The organism is Kiritimatiellia bacterium (assembly GCA_025054615.1).
Classification (GTDB): domain Bacteria; phylum Verrucomicrobiota; class Kiritimatiellia; order CAIVKH01; family CAIVKH01; genus JANWZO01.
In genome coordinates this window covers 1-15,831 of sequence record JANWZO010000030.1, presented here as the reverse complement: position 1 = coordinate 15,831, position 15,831 = coordinate 1, and the positions used below count along the sequence as shown (strand labels likewise).

At 60.3% G+C, this 15,831-nt stretch carries 10 protein-coding genes; 5 read left to right on the top strand and 5 right to left on the bottom strand.

Annotation, left to right across the window (positions count from 1 at the left end; translation table 11 throughout):
- From NZ740_10300 to NZ740_10280, 5 genes are all read left to right on the top strand, one after another.
- The coding region (locus NZ740_10300; GenBank protein ID MCS6772393.1) for a hypothetical protein at positions 1 to 268 on the top strand (268 nt) is incomplete at its 5' end.
- A 9-nt stretch (positions 269 to 277) separates the two neighbouring features.
- Positions 278 to 3,922 (top strand): PKD domain-containing protein, encoded by a 3,645-nt coding sequence (locus NZ740_10295; protein ID MCS6772392.1) that lies wholly within the window; start codon positions 278 to 280, stop codon positions 3,920 to 3,922.
- A gap of 244 nt (positions 3,923 to 4,166) precedes the next feature.
- Positions 4,167 to 5,249, top strand: coding sequence for an ABC transporter ATP-binding protein (locus NZ740_10290; GenBank protein MCS6772391.1), 1,083 nt, complete (start codon positions 4,167 to 4,169; stop codon positions 5,247 to 5,249).
- Complete coding sequence (locus NZ740_10285; protein MCS6772390.1) at positions 5,250 to 6,578, top strand: ABC transporter permease; 1,329 nt, start codon at positions 5,250 to 5,252, stop codon at positions 6,576 to 6,578.
- Positions 6,575 to 8,080, top strand: coding sequence for a hypothetical protein (locus NZ740_10280; GenBank protein MCS6772389.1), 1,506 nt, complete (start codon positions 6,575 to 6,577; stop codon positions 8,078 to 8,080). Before NZ740_10285 ends, NZ740_10280 begins: the two co-directional genes overlap by 4 nt.
- Before the next feature lie 11 nt (positions 8,081 to 8,091).
- Here the strand turns inward: NZ740_10280 and NZ740_10275 are convergent, their stop codons facing one another.
- The 5 genes from NZ740_10275 to guaA all read right to left on the bottom strand — a co-directional run bounded on the left by NZ740_10275 (position 8,092) and on the right by guaA (position 15,448).
- Positions 8,092 to 9,243, bottom strand: coding sequence for a PatB family C-S lyase (locus NZ740_10275; GenBank protein MCS6772388.1), 1,152 nt, complete (start codon positions 9,241 to 9,243; stop codon positions 8,092 to 8,094).
- Positions 9,244 to 9,364: 121 nt separating this feature from the next.
- A complete protein-coding gene (locus tag NZ740_10270) occupies positions 9,365 to 9,793 on the bottom strand; it encodes a hypothetical protein (GenBank protein ID MCS6772387.1) in 429 nt (142 codons plus the stop codon).
- 208 nt (positions 9,794 to 10,001) lie between these two features.
- Positions 10,002 to 10,403 (bottom strand): large-conductance mechanosensitive channel protein MscL, encoded by a 402-nt coding sequence (mscL, locus tag NZ740_10265; protein ID MCS6772386.1) that lies wholly within the window; start codon positions 10,401 to 10,403, stop codon positions 10,002 to 10,004.
- A 111-nt stretch (positions 10,404 to 10,514) separates the two neighbouring features.
- On the bottom strand, positions 10,515 to 13,739 hold the full coding sequence (gene carB, locus NZ740_10260; protein MCS6772385.1) for a carbamoyl-phosphate synthase large subunit: 3,225 nt from the start codon (positions 13,737 to 13,739) through the stop codon (positions 10,515 to 10,517).
- 113 nt (positions 13,740 to 13,852) lie between these two features.
- A complete protein-coding gene (guaA, locus tag NZ740_10255) occupies positions 13,853 to 15,448 on the bottom strand; it encodes a glutamine-hydrolyzing GMP synthase (GenBank protein ID MCS6772384.1) in 1,596 nt (531 codons plus the stop codon).
- Positions 15,449 to 15,831: the final 383 nt, after the last annotated feature.

Sequence of the window (15,831 nt, the reverse complement as noted above, 5' to 3'; positions counted from 1 at the left end):
CGACTGCCTAGACGTTGGCGGCGACATTCACAAGGTTTCGGACGAAGGGGAACTTGTCACCGGATGTCACAATGCGATCGTCACCAGCACGTGGGTGAACGATGGCGGCTGGGATACGCTACGCGAGCGCACGTTCAACCTCCGCTATTACAGCTCGGATGATATCGGAGGTGCCCCCGTTTACGGATCAAGCGCTGGCGCCGTTTTTGCCCAAGGTTACGTAATTCTGAGGAACACGGAGGGTGTCGTCGTCCATCCGGCGCAATGAGGTCGCCCTATGAAAAAACTCGCCATTTGGGGATTGTTCGCCGCGATCGCCTCAGAGGGATTCGGAACTACGAATATTCTAACAAACGGCGGGTTTGAATCCGGGACCTTTACAAATTGGTCCGTTTCGGGGACGCCTTCCATCATCACAAACGACAAACAATCCGGCTCCTTCGCGGCCCGCTTTCTAAATGGTCATTGGATCGAACAGACCTTCCCGACAGTTTCCGGGCAAAACTACAAAGTAACGGCATGGGTCCGTATCGCCGCTGAAAGCGGCTACGACTGGGGCGGCTTCTCCATCGGGATTTCCGACTACCAAAGCTGGGCGAATCTTGGCCAGACGCCATTCCTGACCGTTGCAGATTACGGCACCTCGTGGGTCAAACACGCATTTGCCTTCACCGCCATCGGCAATGCCTCCCGCATCGGGCTTGGCTATTTCGGTGGCAGCGGTCGGCTGATGACCGTTCATGTTGATGAGGTAACAGTATTTGTTCGACCTCCCTCGAATACGCCGCCACAAGTGAGCTTTCTCCTTAGTCCGACGAACATCACGAGCCTTCCCGCCACGCAAACGTTCGCCGTGGTCGGCGACGATCTGGACGGCGCGCTTGAACTGGTCGAATGGACCTTCGGCGATGGCGCGATTTCGCTGGATCTGCAGGGCGCGCGACGAGTTGGCGTGCCGGGCGCCTACACGGCGCGCGTGCGTGTGGCGGACGACGACGGGGCCGTCGTCGAAACGAATATCTCGTGGACCGCCTTTTCACCCGGCTGGCCGTCTATCGCCGTGACCAACATACTGATTGCTCCGACGGCGCTTGTTCAGGGTACGGCCAGCGGAAGCGGCCTGATCATCCGCGTCAGCACAGATCGCGAAATTCTTTTGAGCGCTAATGGAACCACCAACTGGTCGGCCTCCGTCCCGTTGAAGCCGGGGTGGAATCGCCTGTTGGCGCAGGCGCATCAATCCGACGGCAGGGTGGTGACCGACGAACGCGTCGTGCGCTACGAGCCCGCCGACCCGCTTTCGATCGGAGCGCTGCAGCTCCACCCGAACCCTGTCGAGAAATGGGATCCGATCGAAGTCACCTTTGACGTTCTGAACTCCGCAGCCACGCATCCTCAACTTCCCTATGAAACGAATCTGCCGCGCGGCGTGGAGTTCGCCGATGGCATCACTGTCGATGCAGTTTTTTCACCCGATGCCGGTGCGACCGAATTCCGCGTGCCGGCGTTTCTCTATCAACCGTACCGGTTCGAAGAGCGCGACGGCGTTGAATGGGCCGTGCCGACCGGCAAGCCCGTGTGGAAGGCGCGATTCGCGCCGATGCGCGAGGGACTTTGGTCGGTTCGCGTCGAGGCGCAGGAGGCAAAAGGCTCCGCCAATTCCCCTACCGCGTATTTCAACGTCGTTGCGCCGACCAATCCGCTGAATCGCGGCCCGATTCGCGTTTCAACGAACGACTGGCGATACTACGAATTTGCCGACGGCACGCCTTTTCTGGGCAATGGATTCGGCCTTGGCGGATTTGATGCGCACCGTTTTTCGCTAAATGCGACAAGCGTCTTCGCCGAGATCGGGGTCGGGAACGCCACGTATTTCCGCTGGTGGTCGTCGGGTCACCTCTTCGGAAATTCGTGGCAGCCATGGAGTTCGCGCACTCGCCCGTACGAAGGAACGGTGCCGCCGTACATGCTGTCGCTCGAAAGCGCATACGCCGAGGCGCTCGGGTCATTCAAGCTGGATGTCCATCCGACCAATTGGTTGGATCCGGCGTTCAACCCGCTGATATTCCAAGGCTTCAACGGCCAGTCGGCGAGCCTCGAACCGGGCAAGGTGTACGCAATTCGCGTTCGCTGGCGCACCGAGAATATCACAGGTCCGCGAACCTCCGGGTCCTACGGCGTGACGGCCAAGCTCTATAACGGGTGGCCCGAACCGGGGCAAACGACCGATGAGCCGGCCACCGTGCCATATGTGCGTGGCGATACGCCCTGGCACGTCGCAAGCGGGATCTTCACCGCGTCGACCTACATCGCGCCAAATTTGTTGATTGTGCTCGAAAACGTAACCGGCGGCCGCGCGTTTGTGGACGAATGCGCCGTGCATGAGGTCCTGCCCGGCGGGGCGCTGGGCCCCGCGATCAATGGATTGCCGAGATTTACCCACGCGCATTTCTCCTACAATCCCCGGCGCGGCGCCGGCATGGATCGGATCTATCAGGAGGCGCAGAAGAAAGGCCTCTATATCCGCACACTGATTAACGAAAAGCAGGAGTGGTCGCTGAATGTGTTATCGCCCTCCGGTTTGCGGGATCGGCGCGGAGGCCATTTCAACGAACCCGACACGAATGCGCCGACGGTCAAACTCCATGAGTGGCACTGGCGCCATCTCCAGGCCCGATTCGGCGCGTTTCGATCGCTCGCCGGCATCGAGTTCGTGAACGAAGAAGCGCCCGGTCCGACCGACCACTTCCGCCTGCTCGGCCACATGGCCCGTTGGTGGAATCGACAGGCCAATCCCAAGCCGGTGTCCTCCTCGACATGGTTCGGACTAGCGGAAAACGCTTGGAAAGCCCCGTTTGCCGCGGATGTGCACGCAACCGATTTCCATGCCTACACGATCGGCAACTGGCTCTACCCAGATGAACATCCCGACATCCTGTATGACAGCGCGAATTATTACCTGGCGTTTGCGCAGAGCTGGCTCGACGCGCAATTCGGCAAGCCCGGCCATTGGGGAGAATGTTCGCTCTACACGTCCTCGTATGGCGAACACCCCCTCCTGACGAACGATGTCACGGGCGTCTGGCTGCACAAATGGATTTGGGCCCGCAGCGGGGCGGCCTTTGTGTACCCCACATGGTGGGACGCCCAGAACATTTGGCGGCATAACCTGCACCACCTTTTCGGCAACTGGAACCGTTTCATGGACGGTATCCCCGTTGCCAATTCGCGGTATCAGTCGATCGGCGCGACCAGCGCGCACGCGCGCGTTCGGCTGGTCGGGCAAAAGGACGTCCCCGCCGGCCATGCTTATTTGTGGATCGACAACCGCGACCACACCTGGTGGCGCGTCGTCAACGGTCAGCCCGTTACGGCGATAACCGCAAACATCCAGATTCCGATGTCACGGCCGAATGCTCCTTACCGCGCGGTTTGGTATCGCACGACGAATGGGCTGCCATACCGCACCAACGGGGTCACGGCCGACGCATCGGGCGTCGTATCGCTTGGCGTGAGCAATCTGAACACGGACACGGCGGTACAACTTTTCCTCGAGGGCGAAAGCGACTGGGACGGCGACGGCGACGGAATCCCCGACCAGTGGGAGGCGCGTTATGTCAAACAACTCAGCGTCATGGGAAGCTCTTCGGACCTGGACGGCGATGGGATGTTGGACCGTGAAGAATATCTCGCAGGGACCGACCCCCGGTCCGCTGCGTCATGGCTTCGAATTTCCGGCGACGCAACCGCCCTTCGATGGCCGAGCCATTCGAATCGTTTGTATTTCGTAGATCGAGCCACCGATCTCCTGGTAGGCGCTTGGTTCACAATCGCGACCAATCTTTCGGCCCAGCCCCCGACAAACAGTTGGCCGCTGAATGATCCGCAGGGCTTTTATCGAATTCGCGCCCTAAAGCCCTGACAGGCGGTGCCGAGACTTTGTTCGTGCGGAATTTCGAAAGGACTACGCGAATCAAGTAGGATTAGAGCGGCTCTTCCTTCCCGGAGATAAGAGATTATCACTTTTCCTGAATCGCGAATGAGGCCAATTATCGAACAGGTCAAGCTCTTCGCTGCGCCCGCGGAGCGGCCCCCTCCCGTTATCGGAGCCGCGGGCCCGGTGCGCCAAGTTGCATGGCGGCGCCAAGCCCGTTAGAGTCCAATCCATGAACGCGAGCTTGTCCAGCGAGGCAGTGATCGTTGCCGTCGGCCTGCACAAGCAATTCCGTGATTTTTGGCGGCGCCCGAAGGTCCACGCGGTCCGAGATGTCTCGTTTGAAATCAAATCGGGTGAGGTGTTTGGGCTGCTCGGTCCCAACGGATCCGGAAAGAGCACGACCATCAAGATGATCTTGGGCCTTTTGCAGCCCACTCGTGGAGTTCTGCGCGTGCTCGGCCGCGACCCGCGCGACGTCCGCGTGAAGGCACGGATTGGCTATTTGCCGGAGGAATCCCATCTCTATCCGTACCTGACCGCGGAGGAGACCTTGGACTTCTATGGAAAACTGTTTGATCTCGACCGTTCGGAGCGCCGCCGGAGAATCGAGCAGCTTCTCGAGATGATCGGCCTGCAACATGCCCGGCATCGTCGAGTTGGGGAATTCTCAAAAGGCATGATGCGCCGGATCGGCCTGGCCCAGGCGCTGATCAACGATCCCGATCTGGTGATCCTCGATGAACCGACATCCGGCCTGGACCCCATCGGCTGCCGTCAGATCAAGGATCTGATTCTTACTCTGGCGAAGCGCGGCAAAACGGTGCTGCTTTCTTCCCACCTGCTGGCCGATGTGGAAGATGTGTGCGACCGGGTCATGATTTTGTACAACGGCAAAATTCAGGCCTTGGGCCCGATCCGCGAGTTATTGGAAGTCCGCACGCAGACGCGCATACTGTTGCCGATGGAAGTCGACGCCGGAACGATGCAACGAATTCTAAATTATCTCCGGGCGGAGCTAGGCGCCGAGCCAGGGGTGGATCACCCCACGCGAGATCTGGAACAATTTTTCCTCGATGTCGTCGAGCGCGCGCGGCGCGAAACGACCGAGGCCTCGGGCGTGGGCGCATCGAAAGGCGTCGCGGAATACCTCGCCGCGGTTGAACCCTCGGCCCGCGGGGCCGATTTGCTAGCCGCGATGGTCAAGCCAGAATCGCCCGCGTCTGCGGCGGCGCCCGCGGGAGAAGCGCAGCGTCCTGCGCAGCCGGACCCGAACCGGGCGCTATCAAAGCTAGTAAAACCGGATGGGGATTAGATGAATCGTCTGGTATTTCGGCGAATTCTGGCGATTGCCGCTATCACTGTCCGCAGCGCCGTCCGCTCAAAAATGGTTGTTTGTTTGCTGGCGCTGATGGCCGCGGCCGTCGTGGGCCTCCCACTGACGCTGAAAGGCGATGGCACGGCCGAAGGCCAGTTGCGGATTGTGCTAAATTACAGCCTGGGCGCAGCGTTTGGGCTGCTCGCCCTGTCCAGTTTGTGGGCGGGCGCTTTGTCGATTTCCGAGGAGATCGAGCAAAAGCAGATTCACCTGGTGGCGGTCAAACCGGTCACCTGTATGGAAATCTGGCTCGGAAAATGGCTCGGAATCATGGCCATCAACACGGTGCTCCTTGCCGCGGCATTTGCGGCCACGCTGGCCCTTCTGCCACGCGACCTACTCGACGCGCAGTCGGACAAACGAGGAGACTGGCAACTGGTCTTCCAGCCGGTCTCGCCGGTCGAAGAAAACCTTGAATCGGCGGCGCAAGCGCTTCTGGAAGAACGAATCCGTTCGGGCGCCTACCCGGCCGATGTAAATCAACAAGTAGCCCTGCGCCAGATTCGGCAGGAGTTGCTAGCCCGAAGCTCAGCCGTCGCACCAGGGCGCCGGAAGGACTGGTCTTTCCAACTCGATCGCCCAATCCGGGCCGCGGAAAGCGTCAGGATCCGGTTTCGGGCTTCGCCGTCACAGCTAAATCTTTCCGGCTCGGAGGGAATATGGATTGCCTCTGTTAGCGGTGCGACGGTGTGGCAAACCAATGTGACCTTCATTCCCCAGTCCGTTCAGGTGGTGGATGTGCCGGCCGGCGTTTTAGCTGGAGCGCGGGAGCTTACATTGTCCTTTGTCAACCGGGACAGCAGCAACCAGACCCTGATTTTTGATCCTGCCGATGGCATTCGTGTTTTGCTCCCGGCGGGCGGTTTTTACGGAAACTGCGCCCGTGCCTTTGTTATGTTGCTGACGCGACTGGCATTCCTCTCCGCGGTAGGCGTGACATCTGGGGCGCTGTTTTCCGTACCGGTTGCCTTGTTCATGGCGGTTGCGTTCCTGTTGAGTGTCCAGTTAGCCGGGTATACGGCGGAATTTCGCTCGGATGAACGCGGCGTTCTCGCAGTCCTGGAGCGGACAGGTGAAATCTTGCGCGTGGCGTTGCACCCGCTTCGAACGCCGCCGGCCCTCGACCTTGTTGCGACAGGAATGCTGGTGGAGGGTCGAGACCTGTTACGTGTATTCGGGGTTCAGGCGCTCGCCTATGGCGGCCTCTTTGCCGGATTGGGCGCCGGCATTCTGTCGCGTCGCGAGCTGGCGCTGCCGAGCGCGTGATGATGAAGCGCCTGACCGTCATTTTTGCCAGCCTCTTTGCGGCAGTGGCCCTCTGGGTCTCGTCCGGCCTGAACGCCGAGTTGCGCGATGCGCGGCGCGAAGAGGGGATCAGTCAGGCTGATCCCCTGATCAATGCGCCTCCACTGGTCGCGTTCACGACCGTTGCGCTGGGCGGGTTTCGAGGCATCGTCGCCGACATCTTGTGGCTGCGCTCTGCGCGGCTCCAAGAGGAGGGCCGCTACTTCGAGCTCGTCCAGCTCGCCGACTGGATCACAAAGCTAGAGCCCCGTTTCACCAGCATCTGGGCGTTCCATGCCTGGAATCTGGCCTACAACATCAGCGTGCTGCTCGAAAGCCCCGAGGAGCGTTGGCGTTGGGTGCGCCACGGCATCTCGCTGCTGCGCGACGAAGGACTGCGCTACAACCCGGGTGACGCGCGGCTGCTTTACGAGCTGGGCTGGCTTTTCCAGCACAAGGTCGGGGGCGAGATGGATCGCGCTCATATGTATTACAAGCGGGCATGGGCAGCGGAAATGGAGGAGTTGTGGCGGGGTCGCGCCCCAGATTTCGAAGCGCTCGCCCGTGCCGCCCCATCGCGCGCAGAGCTCATGGCGCGGCCCGGCGTGGCCCAGTTGGTTTCGGCTCTTCAGGCCGAGGGCCGGCAGCCTTTTTCCTACGGCCGGATCGCCGAGGCAGAACAGGCGCAGCCCGGAGATCCTCTCCGCTCAAATGCGGGCCGTGAACTTGTTGAATATCTGCGGCGACAACGAATGGTCGAGGACTACAAACTCGATCCACTCGCGATGCGGGAAATTGAAGAGACCTACGGACCCTTGGACTGGCGCCTTCCGCAAGCGCACTCGCTCTATTGGGCCTGGCACAGTCGGCGCGTGGCGAAGCGGGAGTTCGACAAGGTCGCCGCCGAGCGAATGATCTTCCATTCAGTGGCCGACGCCTTTCGCCAGGGAAATCTATTTTGGGATCGGAAACGGGACCTGTTCATTTTATCCCCAAATCCCGATCTGGCCCCACGCGTGCAAGCTGCCTACGCAGAGGCACTTGCCAAATTCCCAGGCGAGGAAACACTGAGAACTGCGCACGCAAACTTCTTGCGTGAAGCCCTGGTCATCCGGTTCATCTACAACCAGGAAGCCGAAGCGCGCGCCCTTTTTGAGGAGCTTCGGTCGAAGTATCCAGAGGAGGCAGGCACCGCGTCATTCGAGGCATTTGTGCAAGAGCAGTTTGTTTCGCGACACGCCCGCCTAAGCGCCCGCGACGCCCGTGCGATTGTCGAGGGAGCTCTTTTCCAGAGCGAATTCTGGCGAGCCGCGGGCGACGAACGTCGCGCGATGGGATATGCCGGCCTTGCCCGGCTGACCTGGGAGCAGCACCAACGGCGAATCTCCACATCGCCCGACCTTCAGGCGCGATTGGCGCTGCCCCCTCTCGAGGAGCTGCGCCGACTCGCCCGAGAACGCGTCGAGGCCGAGCTGCACCCCTGAGTGCCGCCCTCTTAGACGACGGCCCTGAGCGCTCGGGCCATACGTTCGAGCGCCGACTCCAGACGGCTTCGAGGACATCCGAAATTCAGTCGCAGAAAACCCGGCGCGCCGAAGTCGACGCCATTCGAAAGCCCCACTCCCGCTTCTTCGAAGAAACGGTGAGGGTGTTCGACCCCGAGTCCACGCACGTCCAGCCAGGCCAGGTACGTTGCCTCCATCGGCCGCAAAAGTATTCGCGGCAAATGCTCCTTGGCGAACGAGTAGAGAAGATCACGATTGGCTCGCAAATACGCTATCAGCTCCTGCCTCCACGGTTCGCCGAACCGATAGGCTGCAGCGCAACCGGCATAGCCGAAAGCATTGATTTCGGTCACGATTCCTCTGCAAGCGCGCTGGAAGGTTGCGCGCAGCCGGTCGTTGGGAATTACCGCGTAGGCGCATGCGAGTCCGGGCAAATTGAAAGTCTTGCTGGGGGAATGGAGCGTAATTGTACGGCCGGCCGCGCGCTCGCCTAGCACAAGGGTCGGTGTCCACGGAACATGGTCATCCAAGATCAAATCACAGTGAATTTCGTCCGACACCAACACCAGGTCGTGCCGCTCGCAAAAATCGAGAAGCGTCTCGAGCTCGCCTCGCCGCCAGACCCGGCCGACGGGATTATGCGGGTGGCAGAGGATGAAAAGCCGCGTCTGCGGCGTTACAGCGGCCTCCATAGCAGCCCAGTCGAATCCCCAATGGTCCCCTTCGAGGCGAAGCGGCACCGCGATCCGCTTCCGCTCCTGGTTGACCGGCGCGCTGAGAAAAGGCGGGTACACGGGCGTGCATGTCATGACCGCCTCCCCCGGCGCGCAGAAGGCTCGGCATAGCAAATTCAGGGCTGGGACAAGGCCGGGCAGCCAGACCAGCCAATCGGGCCTTGCCTCAATGCCATGCCGGCGCCGTAAATAGGCGAGTGTTTCCTCTATGACCTCCGCGTAGGGAATCGTGTATCCAAACACGCCGTGCTCAACTCGACGCAGCAGGGCGGCTATGACCTCGGGGGGCGATTTGAAATCCATGTCCGCGACCCAGAGGGGAATGACATCTCGGCCCCGGTAGCGATCCCATTTCAGGCTCCCCGTTCCCGTCCGGTCCGGCGCTTCATCGAACGGGTAGAGTCCCATCAAACGCTCCTCCCGGAGGCAGCGGCGCCTTCGCAGGTCTGATAGCCCCCTCGAACGTGCGCCGGTGCCACACCGCAACACGTTGATGGCCGCAATGATAGCCGACCGAAAACAAGCGCCATCATTGTTCCAACCAAGTCGCTACGCGACCCACAAAAGACTCCGAAAGAGCCCCCACTCCACGGGTCAACCCTGCAATCCCGACAATCGTAATAACGATGAGCGAGGCGCGCAGCCCTCCTGCGACCGCACCCACCATCGCAGCGTGCTGAGAGAATCGAGTGCCAAGCCACGATTCCACCATGCGCCGAAGATTACTGAGAAGATACCATGTGCAACCCATGATCGCGACGAACCCGAGCGGGCCCGACACATCTGCGCCCAGCGCAAGGGCTTCGCCCAGCCCGTCGCGGACGAGTCCGAATAGGCTGCGCCCGGCTGCTAGGGCGATCCCCAATCGAAAAAGCCGGAATCCCTCCCGGGCAACCCCGTTGACATGTCCGCGCCAAGCGCCCCAGGCTATATAGGCTGCGCTAATTGCATCCAACACGTGCATGGCTCCCTCGCGCCAGCAACCTCGGTTCAAACCCTAGAAATCGCCGCCTCTGTGTCCGGACGCTCGCCACTGCTAGGCCGGCGCGAATTCTTAGGCCGAAAACATTACAACAAAACGAACCGATTGCGCCGGACCTACCTCAAAGCAGCGGGCGAATTCGTGCATGATGCAAACACGCCCAGCTTAGTCGATGACCCCGCTTTCAGCGAGATTTCAAAAGGTCTCTGATTTCAGTGAGCAGCGCAACCTCGGGCGGGGGCGCGGGTGGAGCAGCCGGTGCGGCTTGCTGTTTGCGCTTGAGCTGGTTCATGGCTTTAACAACCAGGAACAGCGCGAAGGCCACGATAAGAAAATCCACAACTGTGTTGATAAACGCGCCATAGTTGATGGTGACCTCCGCGGCCGTTTCGCCTGGGGGGGTCAGCGAGATTTTCAAATCCTTGAAGTCGACCCTGCCCACGACGTAACCGATCGGCGGCATGATCACGTCATTGACCAGCGAGGTCGTGATTTTTCCAAATGCGCCACCTATGATGATGCCGACCGCGAGATCGACCACATTTCCCCGCAAGGCGAACTCTTTGAACTCCTGGATAACTTTCATGCTGGCTCCTTTCGATAAATTGATTGGCACAACACCCAAGCGGGTGGCGACCACCCAACCCATCTTTCAATAATAGAAGCGTCGGTTGATAACCTCTTCCTTTGGCGAGCGTCAACCTAGATAATCCTGAAGCGCGCGCACATCCCACCCGTGCTCACGCACGTAGCGAATCGATCCGACGGTGGCACGTGCGCCATCTTCCGTGGTGATGATGGGGATTCCGCGGCTGATGGCTTCTGACCGGATTTTGATTTCGTCGGCCCGCGCGACAGCGCCGCTGGGCGTGTTGATCACCAAATGGATCTGACCGCGCTTCATCAAATCCAACACATTCGGATGCTCGCCCTCGACCAGTTTCCGAACCACGGCGGCGTCGAGGCCCGCCTCGTGAAGCGCCTGTGCGGTTCCCGACGTGGCGAAGAGGTGAAACCCCATCGAAACGAGCTCCCGCGCAATTTGCACCACCCATGGCTTATCGGTATCACGCGCGCTCAGAAAGACATTCCCGGAGTTCGGCAACTTCTGGCCAGCGGCAATCTGGCTTTTCCAATACGCCAGTTCGAAATTGCGGTCGATACCCATTACCTCGCCCGTCGACTTCATCTCCGGACCGAGAACGGGGTCGACGCCCGGAAAGCGGTTAAAGGGCAGTACGGCCTCCTTGACCGCACACCACGGCCGTTCCGGCGCAGCGCCGGCAAGACCGAGCTCCTTCAGAGTCATGCCGAGAGCAATTTTCGCCGCGTACCGAGCTAGCGGAATCCCCGTCGCCTTGCTCACATAAGGCACGGTTCGGGATGCGCGTGGATTGATTTCGATGATGTAGATTTCGTCACCCTTCACCGCCAGTTGCACGTTCAAGAGGCCCCGCACGTCGAGGGCTAAGGCTATTTTGGCGCAGGCATCCTTAATTTCATCGACGATTCGTTTCGGAAGCGTGTGCGGCGGCGTCGCGCACGCGCTGTCGCCAGAATGAATTCCGGCCACCTCGACATGTTGCATGACCCCCCCTATATAAACGTCCCGCCCGTCACAAAGCAGATCAACGTCCACCTCGATCGCGCGCTCCAGATAGCGGTCGATCAAAACGGGGTAGCCGGGACTGGCAAGGAAGGCGGCCTCGACAAAGGGGCCAAGCTCGTCTTCGCTGGCGGCCACCATCATCGCGCGGCCGCCGAGAACGTAGGAGGGCCGTATCATCACCGGATAACCGATTTTGCGGGCGACCGCTGCCGCCTCTTGCACCGACATGACGGTGTCGCTCTCCGGCTGCCGCAGGCCGAGTCGCTCGAGGAGTTCTCGGCAGCGCTTTCGGTCTTCTGCGATATCGATGCTCTCGGCGGAGGTACCGAGCAGGCGGCAGCCCGCCTTCCGAAGCGGGACGGCGAGGTTCAGAGGCGTCTGACCGCCCATCTGAACGATGATGCCGTATGGATCCTCGTTCTCGTAGATGTTCATGACATCTTCGAACGTCAGCGGCTCAAAATAAAGCTTGTCCGACGTGTCATAGTCGGTGGAGACCGTCTCGGGATTGCTGTTGACCATGATGGCCTCATAGCCCATCTCCCGGACCGCGCGGACCGTGTGAACGCAGCAGTAATCGAATTCGATCCCTTGACCGATTCGATTCGGGCCGCTGCTCAAGATGATGACCTTTTTCCGACGAGAGACACGAGATTGATCGAACGTCTGATAGCTGGAGTAGTAGTACGGCGTGTAGGCCTCGAATTCGCCCGCGCAGGTGTCGACCAGACGGTACACGGGCCGAATTCCCGCTTTGAGCCGCTGGGCGCGAATGTCGGAATCCGCCGCGGGATCCCCGCGGAGCGCGGCAATCTGGCGATCGGAGAAGCCCATCCGTTTTGCGGCGCGAAGCGTTTCGTCGGGCAACGGCAACTGGCGGGGCAGAGATAGGATTTTCCGCTCCATTTCGACGATTTCCGCAAAGTTGTCGACGAACCATGGATCGATGCCCGTCAGCTCGCTGATCCGCTCGACCGGGATGCCCATCTTCAGCGCCCGCTTGATCAGGAAGTGGCGGTCGGCGCGCGGCCGCTTGAGTTCCGCCTCCACATCTACAATGTGCGCCACCTTCGCCTCGAGCTTCAGATCATAGCCGTCCACGCCGATTTCCAGGCCGCGCAACGCCTTTTGATAGGCCTCTTTGAAATTCGTCCCAATCGCCATCGTTTCGCCGACGGACTTCATGCTGACGCCGAGAATCGGCTCTGCGCCCGGAAATTTTTCGAATGCGAATCGGGGAAACTTCACGACCACATAGTCGAGGGTCGGCTCAAAACACGCAGGCGTTTCGCGAGTGATGTCGTTTGGAATCTCATCGAGCGTGAAGCCGACCGCCAATTTGGCAGCGATTTTGGCAATCGGGAATCCCGTCGCCTTCGAGGCCAGCGCCGAACTCCGCGAGACGCGGGGGTTCATCTCGATCACCACCATCCGGCCGTTCTTCGGATTGACCGCAAACTGCACGTTGGATCCGCCGGTCTCCACGCCGATGGCGCGCATGACCCGGATGGCGGCGTCCCGCATGCGCTGGTATTCGCGGTCGGTCAGCGTCTGCACCGGCGCGACCGTCACGCTGTCGCCGGTGTGAATTCCCATGGGATCGACATTCTCAATCGAACACACGATGACGCAGTTGTCTTTCCGGTCGCGCATCACCTCGAGCTCATATTCCTTCCAGCCGAGCACGGATTCCTCGATCAGGACCGTATGGTTGAGGCTCGCCTGGAGGCCGCCAAACGCGATGCGTTCGAGCTCCTCCCGATTGTACGCCGTTCCGCCCCCCGTGCCGCCGAGTGTGAAGCTCGGACGAACGATGACTGGATAGCCGATCCACTCGGCCGCCTCGAGGGCGCCCTCCACCGTATTGACGAGGCGGCTACGCAGGCATTCGACGCCGGCTTTCTCCATGGTCTCCTTGAATTCGATCCGGTCCTCAGCCCGTCGGATCACGTCGGCGCGCGCACCGATCAACTCCACACCGAACCCATCCAGCGCGCCCATCTCCGCCACTGTGAGCGCCGTGTTCAGCGCTGTCTGTCCGCCCAGCGTCGGCAACAGCGCGTCCGGCCGCTCTTTCTCGAGGATCTTGATGACCGCCTCCGGCGTGATGGGCTCGATGTAAATCCGATCGGCCGTTTCGGGATCGGTCATAATCGTGGCAGGATTGCTGTTGATCAGCACCACAGAGTAGCCCTCCTCCCGAAGGGCCTTGCAGGCCTGTGTGCCGGAATAATCAAATTCACAGGCCTGGCCGATCACGATCGGCCCCGACCCAATGATCATAATCTTGTGAATGTCAGTCCGTTTGGGCATGGCAAGTCACCGCGGGAGAATGGATGAGACACGAGCCGGCGCCGCAACAGGTTCAGCATCCCGATGTCCCCACGAGGACATTGGACGCCTCTTCTGCGGTTCTTCGGTATTATTCATTCCCATTCAATCGTCGAAGGCGGCTTTGAACTGACGTCATACACGACGCGGTTCACGCCGCGCACCTCGTTGATAATGCGATTCGCCACGCGGCTCAAGAATTCATGCGGAATGGGCGCCGCGTGCGCCGTCATGAAATCCGTCGTCTGAACCGCCCGCAGGGCGATGACATGCTCATACGTTCGGCCGTCCCCCATCACGCCTACGCTTCGCACGGGGAGGAAGACCGCAAACGCCTGGGCGGTATCGTCATACCAGCTTCTGCCCGCCTCGGCGGGCGCGCGCCGCAATTCCTCGAGGAAGATGGCATCGGCACGACGCAAGATCTCCGCGTATTCCCTCCGAACCTCGCCCAAAATCCGCACGCCGAGGCCCGGGCCCGGAAACGGGTGCCGATACACCATCTCGCGAGGCAGCCCGAGCGCAAGGCCGAGCTCTCGCACTTCATCCTTGAATAGATCACGAAGGGGCTCCAGAAGCCGTAAGCGGAGCGTTTCCGGCAACCCGCCCACGTTGTGGTGCGACTTGATTGTGTGGGCCTGCTTGCCTTTGATGCCGGCTGATTCGATGACATCGGGGTAAATCGTCCCCTGCGCCAGCCAACGAATTTCCTGGTCCTCGTGGCGAAGGCGTTCGGCCTCCTCCTGAAAAACATGCACGAATTCCCGACCGATAATCTTCCGCTTCTGCTCGGGATCCGCCACGCCTTGCAACGCCGCAAAAAAACGGTCTGCGGCATCCACGCGGATGACCCGCGCGCCCAGATGCCTGGAGAAGGTCTGCATGACCTGGTCTGACTCACCCAGCCGCAAAAGGCCATGGTCCACAAACACGCAGATCAATTGGTCGCCGATTGCGCGGTGGATCAGGGCCGCCGCCACCGAACTGTCCACACCGCCCGACAGTCCCAGCAGCACATGGTCACGCCCAACCTTTTCACGGATGCTCGCGATGGCTTCCGTCATGTAATCTCCCATGCGCCAATCGCCGCGGGTTCGGCAGATCTCGCGAGCAAACCGGCGCAGGATTTCCGCGCCGCGCCGCGTGTGAGTCACCTCGGGATGAAACTGAAGGCCGTAAATCCGCCGCGACTCATCCGCCATCCCTGCGATCGGGCAGGATTCCGTAGACGCCATCAAACAAAACCCTGGCGGCAACGCCGTCACCTTGTCGCCATGACTCATCCATACGTACAGCGAGGGGCGTTCTGCTCCGTCGGCGTTGTCATTGAGGCCTTCAAGCAATCCGGTGGGATGAAGGACGTGAGCGATGGCAGGACCAAATTCCCGCGTCACGCCCGGCTCCACAGCTCCGCCGAGATCGCGAGCGAACAATTGCATGCCGTAGCATATGCCCAAAATCGGGATTCCCAGCGAATAGATGGCAGGGTCCGCCTGCGGCGCATCGGCCTCGTATACACTTGCGGGCCCCCCGGAGAAGACGATCCCGGCCGCCCCCCGGGCCCTCAGCACGTTCGCCGGCGTGTCATGAGGCAAGATTTCGCAGTAGACCTGGCACTCGCGGATCCGGCGTGCAATCAATTGCGTGTATTGCGAGCCGAAGTCGAGAATGGCAATCCACTCGTGGTGCATAAATTTGGCCGTATGTACACAGGCCATGCGCCGTGCACAAGTCGGGAGTACGTAAATCCACGATCAGTTGCTTCCCGCTTTAGTGCAGAGAGGAGGATGTCCAGAATAGAGGCCCAAACTTTTCTAGGCTAAGAACCTTTTCCGGAATTTCGAACCTAACCCACGAAGGACGGGAAATCTACTTCACCGGACCCTACACCGAAGATGATCGATGACAAATCGAGTCGCTAGACAGCGAAATAATATTCTTTATTTATCCAAGTTCAACGAGTAAATCGGGGTCGTCTTCTGAATTTTTCTCGTATCCTCTGCCCAAGAGTTACTTCACTCTCACGCGGTAGAAGGCGGTTGAAGTGGATTCCTCAGGATCCACCCACGTATTC

What these genes read in the sequence shown, in the direction of transcription:
- NZ740_10295 (MCS6772392.1), top strand. Translation starts at nt 278, where the DNA reads ATGAAAAAACTCGCCATTTGGGGATTGTTCGCCGCGATCGCCTCAGAG.
- NZ740_10290 (MCS6772391.1), top strand. Translation starts at nt 4,167, where the DNA reads ATGAACGCGAGCTTGTCCAGCGAGGCAGTGATCGTTGCCGTCGGCCTG.
- NZ740_10285 (MCS6772390.1), top strand. Translation starts at nt 5,250, where the DNA reads ATGAATCGTCTGGTATTTCGGCGAATTCTGGCGATTGCCGCTATCACT.
- NZ740_10275 (MCS6772388.1), bottom strand. Translation starts at nt 9,243, where the DNA reads ATGGGACTCTACCCGTTCGATGAAGCGCCGGACCGGACGGGAACGGGG.
- mscL (MCS6772386.1), bottom strand. Translation starts at nt 10,403, where the DNA reads ATGAAAGTTATCCAGGAGTTCAAAGAGTTCGCCTTGCGGGGAAATGTG.
- carB (MCS6772385.1), bottom strand. Translation starts at nt 13,739, where the DNA reads ATGCCCAAACGGACTGACATTCACAAGATTATGATCATTGGGTCGGGG.
- guaA (MCS6772384.1), bottom strand. Translation starts at nt 15,448, where the DNA reads ATGCACCACGAGTGGATTGCCATTCTCGACTTCGGCTCGCAATACACG.